The organism is Streptomyces sp. NPDC029159 (assembly GCF_055564055.1).
The window spans coordinates 107811-127342 of sequence record NZ_JBVHWT010000019.1; the positions used below are offsets into that span (position 1 = coordinate 107811).

The 19532-nt window shown below is 73.4% G+C and carries 20 protein-coding genes and 1 riboswitch; of the genes, 8 read left to right on the forward strand and 12 right to left on the reverse strand.

From position 1 onward, the window contains the following. Position 1: 1 nt before the first annotated feature. From ACZ4U4_RS28420 to ACZ4U4_RS28430, 3 genes are read right to left on the reverse strand one after another with little or no spacing between them, the layout of a single operon-like run. On the reverse strand, positions 2 to 1723 hold the full coding sequence (locus tag ACZ4U4_RS28420) for an urease subunit alpha (protein WP_467879994.1): 1722 nt from the start codon (positions 1721 to 1723) through the stop codon (positions 2 to 4). Next, a complete protein-coding gene (locus ACZ4U4_RS28425) occupies positions 1716 to 2027 on the reverse strand; it encodes an urease subunit beta (RefSeq protein ID WP_030281360.1) in 312 nt (103 codons plus the stop codon). Before ACZ4U4_RS28425 ends, ACZ4U4_RS28420 begins: the two co-directional genes overlap by 8 nt. Before the next feature lie 17 nt (positions 2028 to 2044). Continuing rightward, complete coding sequence (locus tag ACZ4U4_RS28430) at positions 2045 to 2347, reverse strand: urease subunit gamma (RefSeq protein ID WP_143940408.1); 303 nt, start codon at positions 2345 to 2347, stop codon at positions 2045 to 2047. Between the two features lie 524 nt (positions 2348 to 2871). Here ACZ4U4_RS28430 and ACZ4U4_RS28435 point away from each other — a divergent pair. Continuing rightward, on the forward strand, positions 2872 to 3813 hold the full coding sequence (locus tag ACZ4U4_RS28435) for a M28 family metallopeptidase (RefSeq protein ID WP_467879999.1): 942 nt from the start codon (positions 2872 to 2874) through the stop codon (positions 3811 to 3813). A gap of 453 nt (positions 3814 to 4266) precedes the next feature. Further along, positions 4267 to 4445: riboswitch (cyclic di-AMP (ydaO/yuaA leader) on the forward strand. A 4-nt stretch (positions 4446 to 4449) separates the two neighbouring features. Then, positions 4450 to 4914: a C40 family peptidase gene (locus tag ACZ4U4_RS28440; RefSeq protein ID WP_467880001.1), complete on the forward strand. Its 465-nt coding sequence runs from the start codon at positions 4450 to 4452 to the stop codon at positions 4912 to 4914. Between the two features lie 16 nt (positions 4915 to 4930). Here the strand turns inward: ACZ4U4_RS28440 and ACZ4U4_RS28445 are convergent, their stop codons facing one another. Beyond that, complete coding sequence (locus ACZ4U4_RS28445) at positions 4931 to 5359, reverse strand: ATP-binding protein (protein ID WP_467880004.1); 429 nt, start codon at positions 5357 to 5359, stop codon at positions 4931 to 4933. Positions 5360 to 5618: 259 nt separating this feature from the next. Beyond that, positions 5619 to 6824, reverse strand: coding sequence for an 8-amino-7-oxononanoate synthase (locus ACZ4U4_RS28450; protein ID WP_467880007.1), 1206 nt, complete (start codon positions 6822 to 6824; stop codon positions 5619 to 5621). A gap of 200 nt (positions 6825 to 7024) precedes the next feature. On the opposite strand from ACZ4U4_RS28450, the gene bioB reads away from it, so the two are divergent. From bioB to ACZ4U4_RS28470, 4 genes are all read left to right on the forward strand, one after another. Beyond that, a complete protein-coding gene (gene bioB, locus ACZ4U4_RS28455; RefSeq protein WP_467880010.1) occupies positions 7025 to 8209 on the forward strand; it encodes a biotin synthase BioB in 1185 nt (394 codons plus the stop codon). After that, positions 8202 to 9506 (forward strand): adenosylmethionine--8-amino-7-oxononanoate transaminase, encoded by a 1305-nt coding sequence (locus ACZ4U4_RS28460; RefSeq protein ID WP_467880014.1) that lies wholly within the window; start codon positions 8202 to 8204, stop codon positions 9504 to 9506. Before bioB ends, ACZ4U4_RS28460 begins: the two co-directional genes overlap by 8 nt. Positions 9507 to 9599: 93 nt before the next feature. Next, positions 9600 to 10301 carry a dethiobiotin synthase gene (gene bioD, locus ACZ4U4_RS28465; RefSeq protein ID WP_467880016.1) on the forward strand — a complete coding sequence of 234 codons (702 nt, stop codon included), beginning with the start codon at positions 9600 to 9602 and terminating at the stop codon, positions 10299 to 10301. Positions 10302 to 10385: 84 nt separating this feature from the next. Then, the gene (locus ACZ4U4_RS28470) at positions 10386 to 11177 is read left to right on the forward strand and encodes a class I SAM-dependent methyltransferase (RefSeq protein ID WP_467880019.1); all 792 of its coding nucleotides are present in this window, start codon (positions 10386 to 10388) and stop codon (positions 11175 to 11177) included. On the opposite strand, the gene ACZ4U4_RS28475 is transcribed toward ACZ4U4_RS28470, so the two are convergent. The 7 genes from ACZ4U4_RS28475 to ACZ4U4_RS28505 all read right to left on the reverse strand — a co-directional run bounded on the left by ACZ4U4_RS28475 (position 11143) and on the right by ACZ4U4_RS28505 (position 17629). Further along, positions 11143 to 12414, reverse strand: a complete 1272-nt coding sequence (locus tag ACZ4U4_RS28475) for an MFS transporter (RefSeq protein ID WP_467880022.1) — start codon at positions 12412 to 12414, stop codon at positions 11143 to 11145. The two genes, ACZ4U4_RS28470 and ACZ4U4_RS28475, sit on opposite strands and share 35 nt — an antisense overlap. Positions 12415 to 12621: 207 nt before the next feature. Continuing rightward, the gene (locus ACZ4U4_RS28480) at positions 12622 to 12993 is read right to left on the reverse strand and encodes a fic family toxin-antitoxin system, toxin component (protein WP_467880025.1); all 372 of its coding nucleotides are present in this window, start codon (positions 12991 to 12993) and stop codon (positions 12622 to 12624) included. Continuing rightward, on the reverse strand, positions 12990 to 13259 hold the full coding sequence (locus ACZ4U4_RS28485) for a hypothetical protein (RefSeq protein WP_030281340.1): 270 nt from the start codon (positions 13257 to 13259) through the stop codon (positions 12990 to 12992). The genes ACZ4U4_RS28480 and ACZ4U4_RS28485 overlap by 4 nt, the downstream gene beginning before the upstream one ends. A gap of 105 nt (positions 13260 to 13364) precedes the next feature. Next, positions 13365 to 14378, reverse strand: a complete 1014-nt coding sequence (locus ACZ4U4_RS28490) for a DMT family transporter (protein ID WP_467880028.1) — start codon at positions 14376 to 14378, stop codon at positions 13365 to 13367. Positions 14379 to 14553: 175 nt separating this feature from the next. Further along, positions 14554 to 15813 carry a cytochrome P450 gene (locus ACZ4U4_RS28495; protein ID WP_467880055.1) on the reverse strand — a complete coding sequence of 420 codons (1260 nt, stop codon included), beginning with the start codon at positions 15811 to 15813 and terminating at the stop codon, positions 14554 to 14556. Positions 15814 to 15986: 173 nt separating this feature from the next. Continuing rightward, positions 15987 to 16832: a DUF4097 family beta strand repeat-containing protein gene (locus tag ACZ4U4_RS28500; RefSeq protein ID WP_467880031.1), complete on the reverse strand. Its 846-nt coding sequence runs from the start codon at positions 16830 to 16832 to the stop codon at positions 15987 to 15989. Between the two features lie 284 nt (positions 16833 to 17116). Next, positions 17117 to 17629 (reverse strand): toxin-antitoxin system HicB family antitoxin, encoded by a 513-nt coding sequence (locus ACZ4U4_RS28505; protein ID WP_467880034.1) that lies wholly within the window; start codon positions 17627 to 17629, stop codon positions 17117 to 17119. A gap of 349 nt (positions 17630 to 17978) precedes the next feature. On the opposite strand from ACZ4U4_RS28505, the gene ACZ4U4_RS28510 reads away from it, so the two are divergent. Together ACZ4U4_RS28510 and ACZ4U4_RS28515 are read left to right on the forward strand one after the other, a co-directional pair. Beyond that, positions 17979 to 18875, forward strand: a complete 897-nt coding sequence (locus ACZ4U4_RS28510) for a TIGR03621 family F420-dependent LLM class oxidoreductase (RefSeq protein ID WP_467880037.1) — start codon at positions 17979 to 17981, stop codon at positions 18873 to 18875. A gap of 82 nt (positions 18876 to 18957) precedes the next feature. Continuing rightward, on the forward strand, positions 18958 to 19392 hold the full coding sequence (locus tag ACZ4U4_RS28515; protein WP_467880040.1) for a GNAT family N-acetyltransferase: 435 nt from the start codon (positions 18958 to 18960) through the stop codon (positions 19390 to 19392). Positions 19393 to 19532: the final 140 nt, after the last annotated feature.

Below are 19532 nucleotides of genomic sequence, written 5' to 3' on the forward strand. Positions count from 1 at the left end.
GTCAGAAGAGGAAGTAGCGCTGGGCCATCGGGAGTTCGGCGGCGGGGGCGGGCTCGACCACCTCGTCGTCGATGGTCACCGTGAAGGTGTCCGGCTCCACGTGGACCCGCGGCAGGGCGTCGTTGTTGCGCATCGACGCCTTGGTGACGGACCGGGTGCTGCGGATCGGCTCGTACGCCTTGGCGAGCGGGAGCCGTTCGGCGATACCGTCCTCGACCGCCTGCGCGGCGACGAAGTTGACGGAGTTGCTGCCCGGGGCCTTGCCGATGGCGCCGAACATGGGGCGCGGCAGGATCGGCTGCGGGGTGGGGATGGAGGCGTTGGCGTCGCCGACCTGCGCGTAGGCGATCTGGCCGCCCTTGATGACGAGCAGCGGCTTGACGCCGAAGAACGCCGGGTCCCACAGCACCAGGTCGGCGAGCTTGCCGCCCTCGACGGAGCCGATGACGTGGTCGATGCCCTGGGCCGCGGCCGGGTTGATGGTGTACTTCGCGACGTAGCGGCGGGCGCGGGTGTTGTCGGCGACGGTGTCGCCGGTGAGCAGGCCGCGGCGCTTCTTCATCACGTGCGCGGTCTGCCAGGTGCGCATCACGACCTCGCCGATGCGGCCCATGGCCTGGGCGTCCGACGACATGATCGAGATGGCGCCGAGGTCGTGCAGGATGTCCTCGGCGGCGATGGTCGAGGGCCGGATGCGGGACTCGGCGAAGGCCAGGTCCTCGGGGACCGCCGGGTTGAGGTGGTGGCAGACCATCAGCATGTCGAGGTGTTCCTCGACGGTGTTGACGGTGTGCGGCCGGGTCGGGTTGGTCGACGCGGGCAGCACGTTCGGCTCGGAGACCATGGCGATCATGTCGGGGGCGTGACCGCCGCCCGCGCCCTCGACGTGGAAGGCGTGGATGGAGCGCCCGGCGATGGCCGCGATGGTGTCGCCGAGGAATCCGGCCTCGTTGAGGGTGTCGGTGTGGATCGCGAGCTGGGCGCCGCTCTCCTCGCAGATGTTCAGGCAGGCGTCGAGGACGGCGGGGGTGGCGCCCCAGTCCTCGTGGATCTTGAAGCCGAGGACCCCGGCGCGCAGCTGGTCGCGCATCGAGTCGGCGGACATGGTGTTGCCCTTGCCCAGCAGACCGATGTTGACGGGGAGGTGGTCCATCGACTCCAGGAGCCGGGAGATGTGCCAGGCGCCGGGGGTGATGGTGGTGGCCTTGCTGCCCTCGGCGGGGCCGGTGCCGCCGCCGACGAGGGTGGTGACGCCGGAGGCGAGGGCCTCGTCCACCTGCTGGGGGCAGATGAAGTGGACGTGGGTGTCGATGGCGCCGGCGGTGAGGATCTTGCCGTTGCCGGCGATGATCTCGGTCTCGGGGCCGATGACGAGGTCGGGGTGGACCCCGTCCATCGTCTCGGGGTTGCCCGCCTTGCCCAGCGCGGTGATCCGGCCGTCGCGGATGCCGACGTCCGCCTTGACGATGCCCCAGTGGTCGAGGACGACGACGCCGGTGATGACGGTGTCGGGGGCGCCCTCGGCGCGGGTGACGCGGGACTGGCCCATCGACTCGCGGATGACCTTGCCGCCGCCGAAGACGGCCTCGTCACCGGCGCGTCCGGGACCGCCGCTGCGGTCCTCCTCGATCTCGATGACCAGGTCGGTGTCGGCGAGACGGATGCGGTCGCCGGCCGTCGGGCCGAACAGATCGGCGTAGTCCTGGCGGGAAAGCTCAGCCATCGAGGGTGCCTCCGGTTTCACCGCGCAGCCCGGCAACGATCCGCTTGCCCGCGAGGGGGACCAGCTCGACCTCGGTGGGAATGCCGGGCTCGAAGCGCACGGCGGAGCCGGCGGCGACGTTGAGCCGCAGGCCGTGCGCGGCCGCACGGTCGAACGCCAGGCCCGGGTTGGCCTCGGCGAAGTGGTAGTGGGAGCCGACCTGCACGGGGCGGTCGGCGGAGTTGAGGACGGTCATGCGCGTGAGGGGGCGGCCTTCGTTGAGGCGGACCGGCTCGTCGGCGTAGAGGATCTGTCCCGGGATCATCTTCTGCTCTCCCGTGGTCAGTTGATGGGTTCGTGAACGGTGACGAGCTTGGTGCCGTCGGGGAAGGTCGCCTCGACCTGCACGTCGTGAATCATCTCGGGGACGCCATCCATGACGTCGTCGCGGCTGAGCACCTGGCGCCCGGAGGACATCAGCTCGGCGACCGTGCGGCCGTCGCGTGCCCCTTCGAGGATGTGGGCGGTCAGCAGCGCAATGGATTCCGGGTGGTTGAGCTTCAGCCCCCGTGCTCGGCGCTTTTCGGCCACGTCAGCTGCCACATGAATCATCAGGCGTTCCTGCTCATGCGGGGTCAGTTGCATACGTTCCACCTCACAGACTTCCTGCCCGGGTATGCGTTCGCCCAGGTCACAGGCGTGGACACGCCCGTATGGGTAGATGTATCACACAGCGACTAAAGGGAAAGCAAACCGCCTCTCCGCAAGAGGTCATCAACAGCCCATCGGGCAGAGGTTAGTTCGGCCCCATTTCCGTGGCGTTACACGCCCGACCACCTGCGGAACCCTTCTCGGCACTGGAGAGCAGGCACCTCCCTTACCGGGAGTTACCGAGCGGCAACCGAATTTCTCTTCCGGATTTCTCACACCGGAAATTCCCGACAGCCGGAATACGGTGGCGAATTCCACATCCCGGAACACCCGCCGGACCGATCGGACACCGCGTCCCGGGTGCGGCGAATTGGATGCTCCGGGCAATCCGGACCCACCACCGCTCGACGAACACCACTGTCCGGTATCCGCTCTTGACGGGGCGGAGATCGCTCACGATCCTCATGTGCGCGTCAAACGCTCCGCACCACCCCCCACACCAGTATCGGAGCCACACCGTGACCCGCACCGCCCGTACCCGCCGTCTCACCCTCGCCACCGGCGCCTGCGCCGCCGTCGTCGGACTGCTCGGCGTCGCCGCCGGCGCCCAGGCGACCACGCCGACCGCCGCACCCGACATCCCGGTGGCCGACGTCAAGGCCGACCTCGCCAAGTTCCAGTCCATAGCCGACGCCAACAACGGCACCCGCGCCCACGGCACCGCCGGGTACCAGCAGTCGCTCGACTACGTGAAGGGCAAGCTGGACGCCGCCGGGTTCACCACGAAGGTCCAGGAGTTCACCAGCGGCGGCGAGAAGGGGTACAACCTCATCGCCGACTGGCCCGGCGGCGACGAGAGCAAGACCGTGATGTCCGGCGCCCACCTCGACTCCGTCCCCGCGGGCCCCGGCATCAACGACGACGGATCCGGCTCGGCCGGGATCCTGGAGGTCGCACTCGCGGTCGCCAAGGCGGACCTCAAGCCCACCAAGCACCTGCGCTTCGGCTGGTGGGGTGACGAGGAGGACGGCATGGTCGGCTCCTCGCACTACGTCGACTCGCTCGGCGCCGACACCGCGAAGTTCGACTCGTACCTGAACTTCGACATGATCGGCTCCCCCAACCCGGGCTACTTCGTCTACGACGACGACGCGCGGCTGGAGAAGGTGTTCAAGGACTGGTTCGCCACCAAGAACATCGCCACCGAGAAGGAGACCGAGGGCGACGGCCGCTCCGACCACGCGCCGTTCAAGGACGCCGGGGTCCCGGTCGGCGGGCTGTTCTCCGGCGCCGACTACATCAAGACCGACGCCCAGGCCAAGGCGTGGGGCGGCGAGGCGGGCAAGGCGTTCGACGCCTGCTACCACGAAGCCTGCGACACCGCGAAGAACATCGACGACACCGCGCTGGACAACCACACCGACGCCATCGCCCACGCGATCTGGGAGCTCAGCTCCTGACCCTCCGCGCCCCGCGCAGCACCGGCCGGCCCCACCCGGTCGGCCCGGCCCGGTCGCCCTTCCGGCGGCCGGGCCGCGGCATGTCCCGGCGACGTCCGGACTCCGCACGCCGCCGCCCCGGAGGCGTCGCGCGCGACGCCCCTCGCCCGACCGGGCTCGCCCGCACGGACCAGCCGGTTCCGGGCGTTCGCGGGGGCGTCACGTTGCAGAACTCCGATGCGGAACAGACGGCGCGGGGAGGCTTTCCCGCTGGTCCGGGGCGCGCGAGCGGATGCCGCAGCCGCCACCGAGCGCCCCGAAAGTGCCAATTGACGTATTTGTGACCAATGTCACACCTGGTCATTTCAGCGCGGAATCCGGGCGCCCGATGCGTGACGATCCCCTGGACGACAAGCCCCCGCCGCAGCGGCGGGGCGGTCCGGGCGGACGCCGAATCCTGCCGCCGTCCCGGATGTCAGGTCGACGCGGATGCACCGGCAGGAGCGGAGGACCCGAGCACGACGGGACCACGGTCACCAGGGCGCACGCCCTGCGCCGACGGGTCCCTTGGGGTGAAGCCGTACGCATGGCCGGGCACCTTCGCCTGCCCGAACCCGACAGGTCTTCCTTCGCAGGCGGCTGACGAAGGGTTTGCGCATGACTGTGCGCATGCACGTGCCGGCCGCGGTCGCCCGGGCCGGAACCATCTCCGCTCTCACACTCGCCACCGTCGGCGCGACCGTCGCGCTCCCCCCGGGCGCCGACGCCACCTCCGTCTCCGCCACGGCGGTACGGATCGCCGCGTCCAAGAAAGGCGCGCCCTACCAGTACGGCGCCCGGGGGCCGCACCGTTTCGACTGCTCGGGGCTGACGCAGTACGCCTTCAAGCGCGCCGGACGGAGCCTGCCCCGGACCGCCGCCGCGCAGTACAACCGCACCCGCCACATCCGCACCTCCGCACGCAAGGCCGGTGACCTGGTCTTCTTCCACGGCAGCGGGGGCGTTTACCACGTCGGGATCTACGCCGGTCACAGCCGCATCTGGCATGCGCCGCGCACCGGCACCGTCGTCCGGCTGGAGAAGATCTGGACCGGTTCGGTGTCGTACGGCCGGGTCGGCTGAGCGAGGTGGCCGCCCGTCACGCCCCGGCGGGCGGCCACGGCAGCCGGACCCGGACGGTCTTGCCGCCGCCCGGCTCCGCCACCGTCGCCACCTCTCCCCCGGACTCGGCGGCCAGCAGGCCGATGATGAGCAGCCCGCGGCCGCCGTCCCGGCACAGATCGGCGGCGAGCCGCCGGGGCGGCCGGGGGTCGCGGTCGGTGACGCCCGCGGTCAGCGTCTCGTCGCGGTCGAGCCGCAGGACGACGGTGAAGTACGGGGAGGTGTCGCCGGTGTGCCGGACGGCGTTGGTGGCCAGTTCGGAGACGATCAGCCGGACCGCGTCGGTGAGCGGCGCGGCCCGGTCCAGGCCCCAGGCGCCGAGGACCGCGGAAACGTGCCTGCGCGCGGCCGCGACCGACTCCGGTGTGCCGGGGAGGGTCAGGGTGGATTCCTGGTGATCTGCCATCGCGGTGCCGTCCTTTTTCCCACCGGGGTCGGATCCGGCGCACGGGCGGGAGGCGGGACGCCGCTCGGTCACCGAGTCGGCCGCGCACGCCGGGGTGCGGACCGGCGGTCCATGCTGCCGGTACGCCCCGCCATCCACCACGAAATGCCCATATCTCTCGCCCGAAGCGGTGAATCCTCCGGTGCGGGCGCGGGTCGCAGGCCCGCGGCGGACGTACGGCGGCTAACGGCGGCTCCGGCGCACGTGCCGCCCGGCCGGGTCAACCGCGCGGCGCGGTCTCCGCCAGCGTGCGTACCGCCCCGCGCAGTTGGGTGTCCGTCAGGTCGGCGCGGGCCGTCAGGCGGACCCGGGAGACGCCGTCGGGGACGGACGGCGGGCGGAAGCAGCCGACGAGCAGCCCGGCGGCGCGGCAGTCGGCCGCCCAGCGGACGGCGGCGTCCGGCGACGGCGCACGGACCGCGACGACGGCGGCGTCCGGCCGGACCGCCGCCAGCCCGGCCGCGGTCAGCCGGTGGTGCAGGGCGGCGGCGACCTCGCGGGTGCGGGCCGCGCGCTCCGGTTCGCGGCGCAGCAGCCGCAGCGCGGCGAGGGCGGCGCCGACCGCAGCCGGGGCGAGCCCGGTGTCGAAGATGAACGTCCGCGCGGTGTTGACCAGATGCTCGATGACCCGCGCCGGGCCGAGGACCGCGCCGCCCTGGGAGCCGAGGGACTTCGACAGCGTCACGGTGGCGACGGTGTCCGGGGCCCCGGCGAGCCCGGCGGCGGCGACCGCGCCGCGTCCGCCGTCGCCGAGCACCCCGAGCCCGTGGGCGTCGTCGACGAGGAGGCCCGCGCGGTGGCGGCGGCAGGCGGCGGCGAGGGCGGGCAGCGGTGCGGCGTCGCCGTCGACGGAGAACACCGCGTCGGTGACGGTGAGCGCCCGGCCGCCGTGTGCCGAGAGCGCGGCGTCCGCTGCGGCGGGGTCGGCGTGGGCGACGACGGCCTTGCGGGCCCGGGAGAGGCGGCAGCCGTCGATGAGGGAGGCGTGGTTCTGCGCGTCGGAGACGACGAGGGTGCCCGGGCCGGTGAGGGCGGTGACGGCGGCGAGGTTGGCGGCGTACCCGGAGGAGAGGACCAGGGCCGCCTCGAAGCCGCAGAACGCGGCGAGTTCGGCCTCCAGCGTGGCGTGGAGTTCGGTGGTGCCGGTGACCAGCCGGGAGCCGGTGGCGCCGGCGCCCCAGCGGTGCGCGGCCTGGGCGGCGGCGCGGGTGACCAGCGGGTGGCGGGCGAGTCCGAGATAGTCGTTGCTCGCCAGGTCCAGCAGTTCGCAGTGGGCGGAGCGGGGGCGCAGGGTACGGCGCAGACCGGCGTCCAGCCGTGCCTCGTGGGCCTCGTCGAGCCAGTCGAACGCCGCACCGGGATCGGGCGGGGCCGCGTCGGCGCGGGGGGCGTCACGGGGCGGCGGCAGGGCGGGATCCGCTGGCATCGGCTTCCTTCGCTTCCCTTGCGGCCCCGTCCGCGAGGGCCGTCGGCAGCGCGGGCGGGGTCGTTGGCGATTGTGGACTGCCGATAGACGTTAGCGGTCGTTCCACCGCCCCAGGGTGTGGTGATACACACACCCCGATCCGGGCGCGTTGTGGGAATCCTCCTTGGCCAGGGGCACCGGCGTACGTCAGGATCATCGCCATGGAGCTGCTGAACACGTTGGTGGAGAAGGGGCTGCGGCGCGAGCTGCCGACCCGTGAAGAGGCGCTCGCCGTACTGGCGACGTCCGATGACGACCTGCTCGACGTCGTGGCCGCGGCCGGCAAGGTGCGCCGCAAGTGGTTCGGCCGGCGGGTGAAGCTCAACTACCTCGTCAACCTCAAGTCCGGGCTCTGCCCCGAGGACTGCTCGTACTGCTCGCAGCGGCTCGGGTCGAAGGCGGAGATTCTCAAGTACACCTGGCTGAAGCCGGAGGAGGCGTCGCGGGCGGCGGCCGCCGGGGTGGCCGGGGGCGCCAAGCGGGTGTGTCTGGTGGCCAGCGGCCGCGGGCCGACCGACCGGGACGTCGACCGGGTGTCGGAGACCATCTCCGCCATCAAGGAGCAGAACGAGGGCGTCGAGGTCTGCGCCTGCCTCGGGCTGCTGACGGACGGCCAGGCCGGGCGGCTGCGGGAGGCCGGGGCGGACGCCTACAACCACAATCTCAACACCTCCGAGGCGACGTACGGCGACATCTGCACCACCCATGACTTCGGGGACCGGGTGGAGACGGTCAAGCAGGCGCAGGCGGCCGGGATGTCGGCGTGCTCCGGGCTGATCGCCGGGATGGGCGAGAGCGACGCGGACCTGGTCGACGTGGTGTTCGCGCTGCGGGAGCTGGACCCGGACTCGGTGCCGGTGAACTTCCTGATCCCGTTCGAGGGGACGCCGCTGGCGAAGGAGTGGAACCTCACCCCGCAGCGGGCGCTGCGGATCCTGGCGATGACCCGCTTCGTCTGCCCGGACGTCGAGGTGCGGCTGGCCGGCGGGCGCGAGGTGCATCTGCGGAGCATGCAGCCGCTGGCGCTGCACCTCGTCAACTCCCTCTTCCTGGGCGACTATCTGACCAGTGAGGGGCAGGCCGGCAAGGACGATCTCGCGATGATCGCGGACGCCGGGTTCGAGGTGGAGGGCACCGACACCACCACGCTGCCCGGCCACCGCATCCCGGGCGGCGCCTGCGGTGACGGCGGCTGCGGCGATGCGGAGGCGGGCGGCTGCCACGGCCCGGCCGAGGTCCCCGAGCAGGCCGCCGCGGCCGGTGACGCCCTCTCCGACGAGGCGCGGCGCGGCTTGGTGGCGGTGCGCCGCCGGGGCGCGGGCACGGAGCTGCCGCCCAATGCCTGAGCCGCTCTCCCCGGCCGAACTGCTCGCCCTCGACCGGCAGCACGTCTGGCATCCGTACGGTCCGATGCCCGGGCGCGCCGCGCCGCTGGTCGTCGAGGAGGCGGCCGGGGTACGGCTGCGCCTCGCCGAACCGGCGGGCGGGCACCGTGAGTTGGTCGACGGGATGGCGTCGTGGTGGTCGGCGGTGCACGGCTACCGCCACCCGGTGCTGGACGAGGCGGCGCGCGAGCAGCTGGGGCGGATGAGCCATGTGATGTTCGGCGGGCTCACCCATGAGCCCGCCGTGCGGCTGGCCGAGCGGCTGGTCGCGATCACGCCGGAGCCGCTGCGCCATGTCTTCCTCGCCGACTCCGGTTCGGTGGCGGTCGAGGTCGCCGCCAAGATGTGTCTGCAGTACTGGCGGTCGGTGGGCCGCCCGCGCAAGCAGCGGCTGCTGACCTGGCGCGGCGGCTACCACGGCGACACCTGGCACCCGATGTCGGTGTGCGACCCCGAGGGCGGGATGCACGAGCTGTGGCAGGGCGTCCTGCCACGGCAGATCTTCGCGGACGCACCGCCGCCGGGCTTCGACGCGCCGGTCGACGAGGCGTACGCGGCGCATCTGCGCGAGCTGATCGCCCGGCACGCCGACGAGCTGGCCGCGGTGATCGTGGAGCCGGTGGTGCAGGGCGCGGGCGGGATGGTGTTCCACTCCCCCGGCTATCTGCGGGTGCTGCGCGAGGCGTGCGACGCCCACGGGGTGCTGCTGATCTTCGACGAGATCGCCACCGGATTCGGCCGTACGGGCTCGCTGTTCGCCGCCGGGCACGCCGGGGTCGCCCCGGATGTGATGTGTCTGGGCAAGGCGCTGACCGGCGGTTACCTGACGCTGGCGGCGACGCTGTGCACGGCGGAGGTGGCGGCGGGCATCTCGCGCGGCGAGGTACCGGTGCTGGCGCACGGCCCGACATTCATGGGCAATCCGCTGGCCACCGCGGTCGCGGGCGCCAGCGTCGAGCTGCTGCTGTCGCAGGACTGGGCGGGCGAGGTGCGCCGCATCGAGTCCGGGCTGCGGACGGGGCTCGCGGCCGCCCGGGACCTGCCCGGGGTGCGGGACGTGCGGGTGCTGGGCGCGATCGGTGTCGTCCAGCTCGATCACGAGGTGGACCTGGCCGCGGCGACGGCGGCGGCGGTCCGCGAGGGCGTGTGGCTGCGCCCGTTCCGGGACCTCGTCTACACCATGCCGCCGTATGTCACCGGCGACGACGACGTGGCCCGGATCTGCGCCGCGGTGTGCGCGGCGGCCCGGGAGGGCTGATCGGTGGGCGTCCCGGCTTCCCCGGGGCGCCCGCGCCCGGGATTTCTCTGTACGACAACGCCGGCTCTGTACGGCACAGCTGAAGGAGACACCATGACGGTGCTGTTCGTGACGGGTACCGGCACCGGGATCGGCAAGACCGTGACGACGGCGGCGCTCGCGGCGGCGGCGCTCGCAGGCGGCCGTTCGGTGGCCGTGCTCAAGCCCGCACAGACCGGCGTCGGACCGGACGAGCCGGGTGACGCGGCGGAGGTGGCGCGGCTGGCCGGGGCGGTGACGACGGAGGAACTGGCGCGGTTCCCCGAGCCGTTGGCCCCGGCGACGGCGGCCGCGCGGGCGGGCCGGGCGCCGGTCGGGCCGCAGGAGGTCGCCGACGCCGCGGAGAAGCTGGCGGCCTCGCACGACCTGGTGCTGGTGGAGGGCGCGGGCGGGCTGCTGGTGCGGTTCGACGCGGACGGCCACACTCTGGCGGACGCGGCGCGGCTGGCGGACGCGCCTGTGTTGATGGTGACGGAGGCGGGGCTCGGCACGCTCAACACGACCGCGCTGACCGCGCTGGCGCTGCGCACCCACGGTCTGCGCTGCGCGGGCGTGGTGATCGGCAGCTGGCCCGCCGAACCGGATCTGGCCTCCCGCTGCAACCTCGCCGACCTGCCCGAGTCGGCCGGCGCCCCGCTGCTCGGCCTGGTCCCGGAGGGCGCCGGGGGCCTGCCGCCGGGCGCGTTCCGCTCCGCGGCCCCGGGGTGGCTGGCCCCCGCGCTCGGTGGCTCGGGGACGTTCCGGCTGCCGGGGTGAGCGGGGCGGGCGGGGGGGCGGAGCGGGGCCCGGCCGCCGGAAAGCGGCTCGCCCGGCCGCCCCGCCCCCGGCACACTGACGGCCATGACCGGCCTCACCGACGCCGCACTCCTGGCGCACTGGTACGACGCCTGCAACCCCTGGGGTGTCTGTGACGACTTCTTCCTCGACCTGGTGATGCGGGCCGACGCCGTCCTCGACGTCGGCTGCGGCACCGGCACCTTGCTGCGCCGCGCCCGGGAGCGCGGCCATCGGGGGCGGCTCTGCGGGCTCGACCCGGATCCGGCGATGCTGGCCCTGGCGCGTGCGGGCGCCCCCGACACCCTCACCTGGATCGCTGCCGGACTGGGTGCCACCACCGACCCGGCCGAGCTGGGCGGCGTCGGCGCGGCGCCGGAGTTCGACCTCGTGGTGATGACCGGCCACGCCTTCCAGGTGCTGTGCGCGGACGCGGAGCTGCGGGCCGCGCTCACCGTCGTCCGCCGGGCGCTGGCCCCCGGCGGACGGTTCGCGTTCGAGACGCGGAATCCGGCGGCGCGGGCGTGGGAGAGGTGGACCCCGGCCCATGCGGTGGAGGTGACCGGTCCGGACGGTGCGCGGGCCCGGATCGCGCACCGGGTGCACCCGCCCGTGGACGGCGGGTCGGTCCGCTTCACCACCACCCTCACCGGCCCCGGTCTGCCGCGTCCCGTACGGGGCGAGAGCACCCTGCGCTTCCTGTCCGCGGCGGCGCTCGACGGGTTTCTGGCCGGTGCGGGGCTCACCGTCGAGGAGCGGTACGGCGACTGGGACCGTTCACCGCTGGGTCCGGCGAGCCCCGAGATCATCACCGTGGCGGGCGTCAGTCCAGGGCCGCGCCCTTGCGTTCGGGGATGAGGAACATCGCGGCCATGTCCAGGACGTAGAGGACCGCGAGCACTCCGATGGCCTTCTGGAAGCCGAAGCTCCCGGCGATCAGCGCGACGACGAGCGGGGCGAAGCCGCCGACGCCGCGGCCGAGGTTGAACAGCACGTTCTGCGCGGTGGCGCGGGCGTGCGTCGGGTACAGCTCGGCGATGAGCGCGCCGTAGCCGCCGGTCATGCCGTTGACGAACGCGCCCATCACGGCGCCTCCGACGAGCAGCGCGGCGGGCGTGGTGAGGGTGGCGTAGGCGAGGACGGTCACCACGGCGCCCGCCTGGAAGATCCAGAAGGTGGGGCGGCGGCCGATGCGGTCGGCGAGGTGGCCGAAGGCGAGGATGCCGCAGGCCATGCCGAGAACGGTGACGGCGGTCCAGGCACCGGACTTGGTGAGGCTGTAGCCGAACTGCTGGGAGAGGTAGCTGGGCAGCCAGGTCATCAGGCCGTAGTAGCCGAAGTTCTGGACGGACGTCAGGACGAGGACGCCGAGGGTGGCGCGGCGCGCGGCGGGTGTGTCGACGAGGCTGCGCAGCGGTGCGGTGGCCGGGCGGGTGCGCTCGGCGGCGGCGGTGAAGGCGGCCGGCTCCCGCATGGTGCGGCGGAAGAGGAACGCGGCGAGGGCGGGCACCACACCGAGGGCGAAGAGGGCGCGCCAGCCCCAGGCGTTGATGACGGGCGCGGAGAGGAGGGCGGCGGCGAGGACGCCCGCCTGCCAGCCGAGGCCGACGTAGGAGGTGCCGCGGGCGCGTTTGCGGCTGGGGAACGCCTCGGCGGCGAGCGCCATGCCGATGCCGAACTCGCCGCCGATGCCCATCCCGGCGAGGAAGCGGAAGGCGGCGAGCTGCGGGAAGTCCTGGGCGAGGGCGGTGGCGCCGGTGAAGACGGCGAAGAGCACGATCGACCAGGACAGCACCCGGATCCGGCCGAGGCGGTCGGAGAGCATCTCGAAGAGCAGACCGCCGACGACGCAGCCGATGAGGGTGAGGGTGGTCAGCGATCCGGCCTGGGTGGACGTCAGATGCAGTCCGGCGGTGACGGCGGAGAGCGCGAAGCTGAGGATGAGGAGGTCGAAGCCTTCGAGGCCGTAGCCGACGGCGGAGGCGACGACGGCCTTGCGGGCGTAGCGGTCCGCGGCGGGGTCGGGCGCGGCGGGATCCGCGGCCGTCGTCTCGGAGGGGGGCGTGGGTGCCGACGGCGCGGGGTGCTGGGGCATGCGTCCTTCAGTGCTGCGTACGGAGCGGGGACGACCTGCTGACCTGAAGGCCAACGGCCGGGCCGAAGGCGGTCGGTGTCTCCCGTACGGGATGCCGCCGGTGCCGCGTGCCCACCGTGTCCGGCCGCGCGCGGGGCCGACGGGCCATTCTAGGGGGCATGGCGCGATCCGTTCGCACGGGCGTCCGGTCGAGGGGCGGTGGTGGCGTCAGACCGTCCAGCTGCGCAGTTCGTCGGCGATGGCGGAGAGTTCGGTGGTGTCGTCCTTGACGAGGCGGGCGAGGTCGCGGACGCGCTCGGGCGAGGTCGCGATCTTCAGGCCGCTGGCGATGAGGTAGCCGTAGGCCACGGCCGTCGCGAACATCGCGTTGGACCGTTCCAACGCCGGTACCCGCAGCAGGATCTGGAGGAGCGCCGCGGCGCGGTCCTGGGGGTCGGTGTAGACGGGGACGCCGATGATCTCCGCCTCATGGCGGCTGACGGCGGCGACGAGCGCGCCCCAGTCGGTGACCGCGGGGTCTCCCGGGGTGTGCTGTTCGGCGACGAGGAGGAGCCAGGCGAGGTCGATGCGGAGCGTCACTTCTTGCCCGGGTGTCCTTCCCTGCCGCCGGCCGCGCCGCGCGCGGACCCCGCCGCGCCGCGGCCGAATTCCTCGGCGAAGACGCGCTCGTACTGCTTCATGAAGTCGGAGGCGGCCTCGACGAAGGTCTGGCCGGCCTCCCCGGCGTCCCGGAGGACGAGCTCTTCGATATAGCGATTCACGCTCACTCCCCGCTGCAGGGCCCGCTCCCGGGCCGCTTCGGCGGTGGCTTCGTCCACGCGGACGTTCAACTGTGTTTTCGCCACTTCTTCACGCTAGCGCGCATCTGCTAGCACCGGCAAGCGGTCGGCGGGCGCGGCAAGCGGAGCCGTACTCCCCGCATCGCCCCGCGGCGCACGCCCCGGCGCGGCTCAGCAGCCGCGTTCCCCGGCGAGCGGGACCGGCGGGGAGAGCCGGTCCTCCGCCGCCTCCGCGGGTGCGGCGGTCTCGTCCGCGGGCCCGTGGCCGAGGGCGTGCACGCACAGTCCGACGAGGATCAGCGCGAGGCCGAGCCAACCGACCGGTGCGGGCGCCGCGACGCCGAGCAGCAACGCCTCGCCGAGCAGGGTGAACGGCACCTCGACGGCCTGGGTCGCCTCGACCGCGCCGAGCGCCGCGGGACGGTCGCGGACGAGGTCGGTCGCGCGGAAGAAGAGGGTGGTGGCGAGGACGCCGGAGAAGAGCGCGACGACCACGCACTGGAGCACCTGCCCGCCGGACGGCGGCCCCGCGGTGGCACCCGCGACGGCCGCCAGCACCAGCCACAGCGGCAGCGAACCGAGCGTCATCGCCAGGGTCCGCTGGACACCGTCGAGCCCGTCCGTGCCGAGCAGCATGCGGTTGCCGAGCGGATAGGCGACCGCCGCGATCAGCACCGGGACCACCACCGTGAACGCGGTGGCCGCGCCCGTGTCCCCGGCGTGCTCCAGCTGGGTCAGGACGACGCCGACGACGATCAGTACGGAGACCAGAACGGTACGGAGCGGGACGCGGTTGCCGCCCAGCGCGCCGATGGCGATGCCCGTGACGATGACCAGCTGCCAGGTCGAGGCGACCAGCCATCCGGCGCCCACCTGGGAGGCCCAGGCGAGCGGCGCGTAGAAGAGGCCGAAGCCGATCGTCGACCAGAGGAGCCAGCGGGCGGGGCGGGCGCGCAGGCTGCGCAGCACCGCGGGCAGCCCGCCGCGCACCGCGACCAGGGCGGCCATCGGCACCACCATGAAGAGGTAGCGCAGGCTCGCGGTCCACAGCCACGAGCCGCCGGACAGGCTCATCCCGCGGTTGAGCACGAAGCTCGTGGCGAATCCGGCGGCGGCGAGGACGCCGAGGGTCATGGGCACGGCGAGGGCCGGTATCCGGCGGGGGTGGCCGGGGCTGGTCCGCACAGGGTCTCTCCGGTGCTTCCGGGCCGTCGCCCCGGGCGGATGCATCGAGGCGACGGACTTCCGACAGGTCAGTGGCCCGGTCACGGTACGGCACGAGGCGCACACCCGTACGGGAGAGGGCACTTCGAGCGGCGAGGCTCACACCGAGCCGCGCCGCCCGCCGGCACGCCCCGGGCTACCGGGCCGTGCGCGTCCAGGTGACCGGCAGGGCGTGGACACCGTAGATGTTCATGTCGGTCCGCAGCGGCACCTGGTCGGCGGGGACGGCGAGGGCGAGGTCCGGGAAGCGGCGCAGCAGCCCGGCGAAACCGGCGCGCATCTCGATCCGGGCCAGCTGCTGGCCGAGGCACTGGTGGACGCCGTGTCCGAAGGAGAGGTGGCCGCGGGCGTTGCGGTGGACGTCCAGGGTGTCGGGCTCCTCGAAGCGGCGGGGGTCACGGTTGGCGGCCAGCAGGGAGACGACGACGGTCGAGCCCGCGGGGATGGTGACACCGCCCAGCTCGATGTCCTCGGTGGCGTAGCGGTAGAAGATGTCGGCGACGGAGAGGTACCGCAGCAACTCCTCGACGGCGCCCGGCAGCAGCTCCGGGTCGGCGCGCACCGCGGCGAGCTGTCCGGGGTTCTCCAGGAGGGCGAAGGCGCCCAGGCCCAGCATGTTGGCGGTGGTCTCGTGGCCGGCGAGCAGCAGCAGGAAGGCGACGCCGGTCAACTCCTCGACGGTGAGGTCGTCGTGGCGGGCCAGGTCGGAGAGGAGGTCGTCGCCCGGTTCGGCGCGCTTACGGGTGACCAGTTCGGCGAGGTAGGTGGTGAGCGCGCCGTAGGCGGCCATCTTCTCCTCCAGCGAGACCTCCTTGAGCATGAAGCGGGCGGAGTGGGCCTGGAAGGTGTCGCGGTCCTCGTAGGGGACGCCGAGCAGTTCGCAGATGACCAGCGAGGGCACCGGCAGCGCGAACTCCTTGACCAGGTCGACCGGCGGGGCCAGCTGCGCGAGGGCGTCCAGCTGCCGTTCGACGATGTCGGCGATGTGCGCTTCGAGGCTCTTCATCCGCTTGACGGTGAACGCACCGGTGAGCTTGCGCCGCAGCCGGGTGTGATCCGGCGGGTCCATGGCGATGAACAGGCCCGGCACCTGCGGCGACGGTTCGGTCGGCACCGGCATGCCCGGCGTCTCGTACGGGACGTGGAGGACGCCGAGGTCCTGCCGGGAGCTGAACCGGTTGTCGGCCAGCAGCTGCCGGGCCTCCTCGTGGCCGGTGACCAGCCGGCCCTCGTGCCCGTCGGGGAAGCGCAGCGGGCTGACGGGGCGCTCCTCGCGCATCCGGGATATCGCGCGGGGCGGGGCGAAGGGACCGGCGTCGCGCTCCATGGGAAGACCGGCGGGGGCGGATTCGGTGGCAGACACGGGGTGCCCTTTCGTGACGGAATGACGCTGCATGACGGGATGGCGCGGGACGGCGGGGCGGAGCTGCACGGCGGAGTAGCGGTGGGACATGGGCATGACACGGATGAGTCCGTGCGGCGGGAGATACATGCGAGGGGGCAGAGCCTTTCCCCCGGCGAGGACGGAAGGGCGAGGCCCGGCGCCGGCCGGGCACCGGCCCTCCCGGGTCAGCGCCGGGCGCGGAGGATCTCGATGTTGCCGTGGCGGGTGCGGGCGTGGATCTCGACCGTGTCCTCGGTCTCGCCCGGGGTCTCCGCGGAGGTGAGCGCGTTGCGCACCTGACCGGAGGCGGAGGAGGCGTCGACCCAGGCGGCGGTGCCCTCGCGGATGCCGACCTCGATGGAGCCGGAGGCGGTCTCCAACTGCACGCTGCCGCGGGCGACATCGGCCAGCCGCAGGGTGCCGTGGGCGGTGGTCGCGGTGACCGGGCCCTCGGCCCGGGCGATGTCGATGTCGCCGTGGGCGCCGCTGACCCGCAGCTCCCCCGTCACGGCGGCGACGGTCGTGGTGCCGTGCGAGTTCTTCAGGGTGGCCGGGCCGTCGACGGTCCCCACGCGCAGGCTGCCGGAGCTGGTGGCGATCTCCGCCGCGCCTTCGACCCGGCCGACGTTGACCGAGCCGTGGGCGGCGGTCAGCCGGAGCGGCCCGGTCGTATCGAGACGGACGTCGCCGGCCGAGGTCTTGACGCGGACCTCGCCGAGCCGCCCCTCGCCCAGCACCTGCACCCAGGCGCCGGTCATCTCGACGCGCGAGCCCGCGGGCAGTTCGACGGTCACATCGACGGTGCCGGTACGCCCGAGGCGGTACCGCGGCTTGGGCGTCCTGACCGTCAGCACCCCGCCCGCGAAGGAGACCTCGGCCTGCTCGGCGGCGCGGACGTCCTGATCGCGCTTCGGGTCGCGGGGCCGTACGTCGACGACCGCGTCATGGCGCTCGCCCGCCAGCAGCTGGAGGGATCCGGCGTCCAGATGAGCGGTGACCGCGATCGGCCCGGAGGTGTCGAAAGAAGGCATGACTGAACCGTCCTCGTGAGTCCTGGGAACGTCCCCGCCCATGGGGGACGGTGTGAAGTGGTACGTGTACGGCGGTACGTCTACGGGTGCGGCCGGGGCCTCGCCCCCTAGGGCGTGTCCGCAAAGTCCCGCCTGGCTTGCGACGCCCGGCACGCACCCTCGCGGCGTTGTCGGGATCACCCCGATACGCCCAGTATCGGGGCGACCCTCCGCCTTGCGAGGGCACGCACCGGACGCCGCAAGCCCCGCCCTCCGGGCGGACGACGGGACTTTGCGGACGCGCCCTAGCGCACCCAGCCCGTGAAGCTCTGGCCGACCGTCCGGGACCGCTGGGTGGCGGGCGGGCGGGTGCCGCCGTCCACCGCGGCCGACACCGCCCGCACCAGCCAGGCGTTGACCGACAGCCCCTCGCGGCCCGCGGCCTCCTCGGCGCGTGCCTTGAGGGCGGCCGGGAGGCGGAGGTTGACGCGGGCCGTGCCGCCCTCGTCGCTCTCCACGGGCGGCTGCGCCGGGGGCGGTTCCACCGGCGCGGCGGTCTCCGCCGCGGGGGCGGCGGGCGGCGGTGTCACCACGAAGTCCGGGTCCAGCCCCCGCAACCGCACATCGACCGAGCCCGGCGCCAGCTCCCGGGTGATCTCGTCCATCGCGGCGGAGAGCACATGCAGCATCGCCAACCGACTCGCCGACTCCAGCGGAGCGGTCAACCGCTCCGCCACTTCGCGGGCTTCCTCCCCACCGGCCTCGGCGGCCACCGCAAGCTCGCGGCGGAGGGTGTCGACATACGGGGTGAGATCCATGACGCCATAGTGGCACCAGAATGGCGCCATACGCAAGCCTTTCGGGCCACGCCCGCGGGAGAGGCGCCGGGCCACTCATCCGACCTGCCACAACGCGGAAAATTCAGCAGCTGCCGAGGTACTGCCGGGCGCCTCTCCGCGCCCCCACGCGGCACCCGCTGGCACCGCATGGCGCCACGTGACACCACACGGCGGCGGACGATGGCACCACGTACTCCACCACGCTCCCCGCCACTCCCCCGAAGGCCACCCCGTTCCGGCACCGCTCGTGGTTGCATAGGCACGCCAGAACGCATCCGAACACGCCCACGGGTACCGGGCCTTGGGTACCCGACGCCAAGGGGGTCCCATGTCCCGACCGTTCCGTTTCGGACTCAACATCCTCACCCTCGACACCGGCGCCACCTGGCGCCGTACCTGCCGACGGGCCGAGGAACTGGGCTACGACGTACTGCTCGTACCGGACCATCTCGGCCGCCCGGCGCCGTTCCCGGCGCTGGTCACCGCCGCGGAGGTGACGTCCCGGCCGCGGGTCGGCACCTTCGTCCTCAACGCCGGATTCACCAACCCTGCACTGCTCGCCCGCGAGGTGGCCACCACCGACGCCCTCACCGGCGGGCGGCTGGAGCTGGGCCTGGGCACCGGCTACGTCCGCGCCGAGCACGAGACGGCGGGGCTGCCCTGGGGGTCCGCCGGTGAGCGCGTCGACCGGTTGGCCCGCACGGTCGAGGAGTTGGACCGGCTGCTGGGCGATCCGGACGTCGCCCCGCGACCGACGCAGCAGCCGGGTCCGCCGCTGCTGATCGGCGGCAACGGCCCGCGGATGCTGCGGCTGGCCGCCGCCCATGCGCAGATCACCGCGTTCTCCGGCGTCCGGCAGGCCGCCGGGCGCCCCGAGGGCACGCTGGAGCTGCTCTCCGCCGAGGAGGTGGCGGAGTCGGTGGCGCGCTACGCGGGATACGAGGAGGCCGCCGGGCGTACCGCCCCGGCCGAGCGGAACATCCTCGTCCAGCGGGTGGTGGTGACCGGCGACCGCCGGGCCGTGGCCGAGGAATTGGCGGCGCAGGGCCTGGGGCTCGACGCGGAGCAGCTGCTGGCGGTGCCGACGGTGCTCATCGGGACGCCCGCCGAGATCGCGGACCAACTCCGCGAGCACCGCGAGCGGTTCGGGTTCTCGTACATCACGGTGCTGGATCCGGTCATGGAGGAGTTCGCGCCGGTGATCGCGGAGGTGCGGCGCGGCTGACGCCGGGGCAACCGCGGCGCCCGGCCGCCCGCATCGTGGAAAGGGTTCGACGTGCGGACGGGGCCGTTGATGGGATGGCGCCATGAGTGATCATCTCCGTATCCGCTGCGCCCGCCTCTCCGACATCGACACCGTGCTCCACTTCTGGCGTACGGCGGCGGAGGGCACCAGCATCAGCGACGACCACGACGGCATGACCCGTCTGCTGACCCGCGACCCCGAGTCCCTGCTGCTGGCCGAACGGGGCGGGGAGCTGGTGGGAACGGTCATCGCCGGGTTCGACGGCTGGCGGTGCTCGGCGTACCGGCTGGCGGTCGATCCCGGTCACCGCAGGCAGGGCGTCGCCACCGCCCTCATGGACGCGGCGCAGGAGCGGTTCCGGGCGCTGGGCGGCCGCCGGATCGACGCCATGGTCCTGGAGGCCAACGAACCGGCGCACCACACCTGGGCCGCCGCGGGCTACCACCGCGAGGACCACTGGCGCCGCTGGGTGAAGCCGCTGCCCGTGGAGAGCTGAGACACACCGCACCGAAGGGGGTTTTCCGTGGGTGCACAGTGGGGGGCCCCAAGAGAGGCTCTTGCTCCTCCCCCCCCCCCCCCCCCCCCCCCCCCCCCCCCCCTCCCTCCCCCCCCCCCCCCCCCCCCCCCCCCCCCCCT

Coding starts and splice junctions, on each gene's coding strand:
- ACZ4U4_RS28420 (WP_467879994.1), bottom strand. CDS start 1,723: ATGGCTGAGCTTTCCCGCCAGGACTACGCCGATCTGTTCGGCCCGACG.
- ACZ4U4_RS28425 (WP_030281360.1), bottom strand. CDS start 2,027: ATGATCCCGGGACAGATCCTCTACGCCGACGAGCCGGTCCGCCTCAAC.
- ACZ4U4_RS28430 (WP_143940408.1), bottom strand. CDS start 2,347: ATGCAACTGACCCCGCATGAGCAGGAACGCCTGATGATTCATGTGGCA.
- ACZ4U4_RS28440 (WP_467880001.1), top strand. CDS start 4,450: ATGACTGTGCGCATGCACGTGCCGGCCGCGGTCGCCCGGGCCGGAACC.
- ACZ4U4_RS28445 (WP_467880004.1), bottom strand. CDS start 5,359: ATGGCAGATCACCAGGAATCCACCCTGACCCTCCCCGGCACACCGGAG.
- ACZ4U4_RS28450 (WP_467880007.1), bottom strand. CDS start 6,824: ATGCCAGCGGATCCCGCCCTGCCGCCGCCCCGTGACGCCCCCCGCGCC.
- bioB (WP_467880010.1), top strand. CDS start 7,025: ATGGAGCTGCTGAACACGTTGGTGGAGAAGGGGCTGCGGCGCGAGCTG.
- ACZ4U4_RS28460 (WP_467880014.1), top strand. CDS start 8,202: ATGCCTGAGCCGCTCTCCCCGGCCGAACTGCTCGCCCTCGACCGGCAG.
- bioD (WP_467880016.1), top strand. CDS start 9,600: ATGACGGTGCTGTTCGTGACGGGTACCGGCACCGGGATCGGCAAGACC.
- ACZ4U4_RS28470 (WP_467880019.1), top strand. CDS start 10,386: ATGACCGGCCTCACCGACGCCGCACTCCTGGCGCACTGGTACGACGCC.
- ACZ4U4_RS28475 (WP_467880022.1), bottom strand. CDS start 12,414: ATGCCCCAGCACCCCGCGCCGTCGGCACCCACGCCCCCCTCCGAGACG.
- ACZ4U4_RS28495 (WP_467880055.1), bottom strand. CDS start 15,813: ATGCAGCGTCATTCCGTCACGAAAGGGCACCCCGTGTCTGCCACCGAA.
- ACZ4U4_RS28500 (WP_467880031.1), bottom strand. CDS start 16,832: ATGCCTTCTTTCGACACCTCCGGGCCGATCGCGGTCACCGCTCATCTG.
- ACZ4U4_RS28505 (WP_467880034.1), bottom strand. CDS start 17,629: ATGGATCTCACCCCGTATGTCGACACCCTCCGCCGCGAGCTTGCGGTG.
- ACZ4U4_RS28510 (WP_467880037.1), top strand. CDS start 17,979: ATGTCCCGACCGTTCCGTTTCGGACTCAACATCCTCACCCTCGACACC.
- ACZ4U4_RS28515 (WP_467880040.1), top strand. CDS start 18,958: ATGAGTGATCATCTCCGTATCCGCTGCGCCCGCCTCTCCGACATCGAC.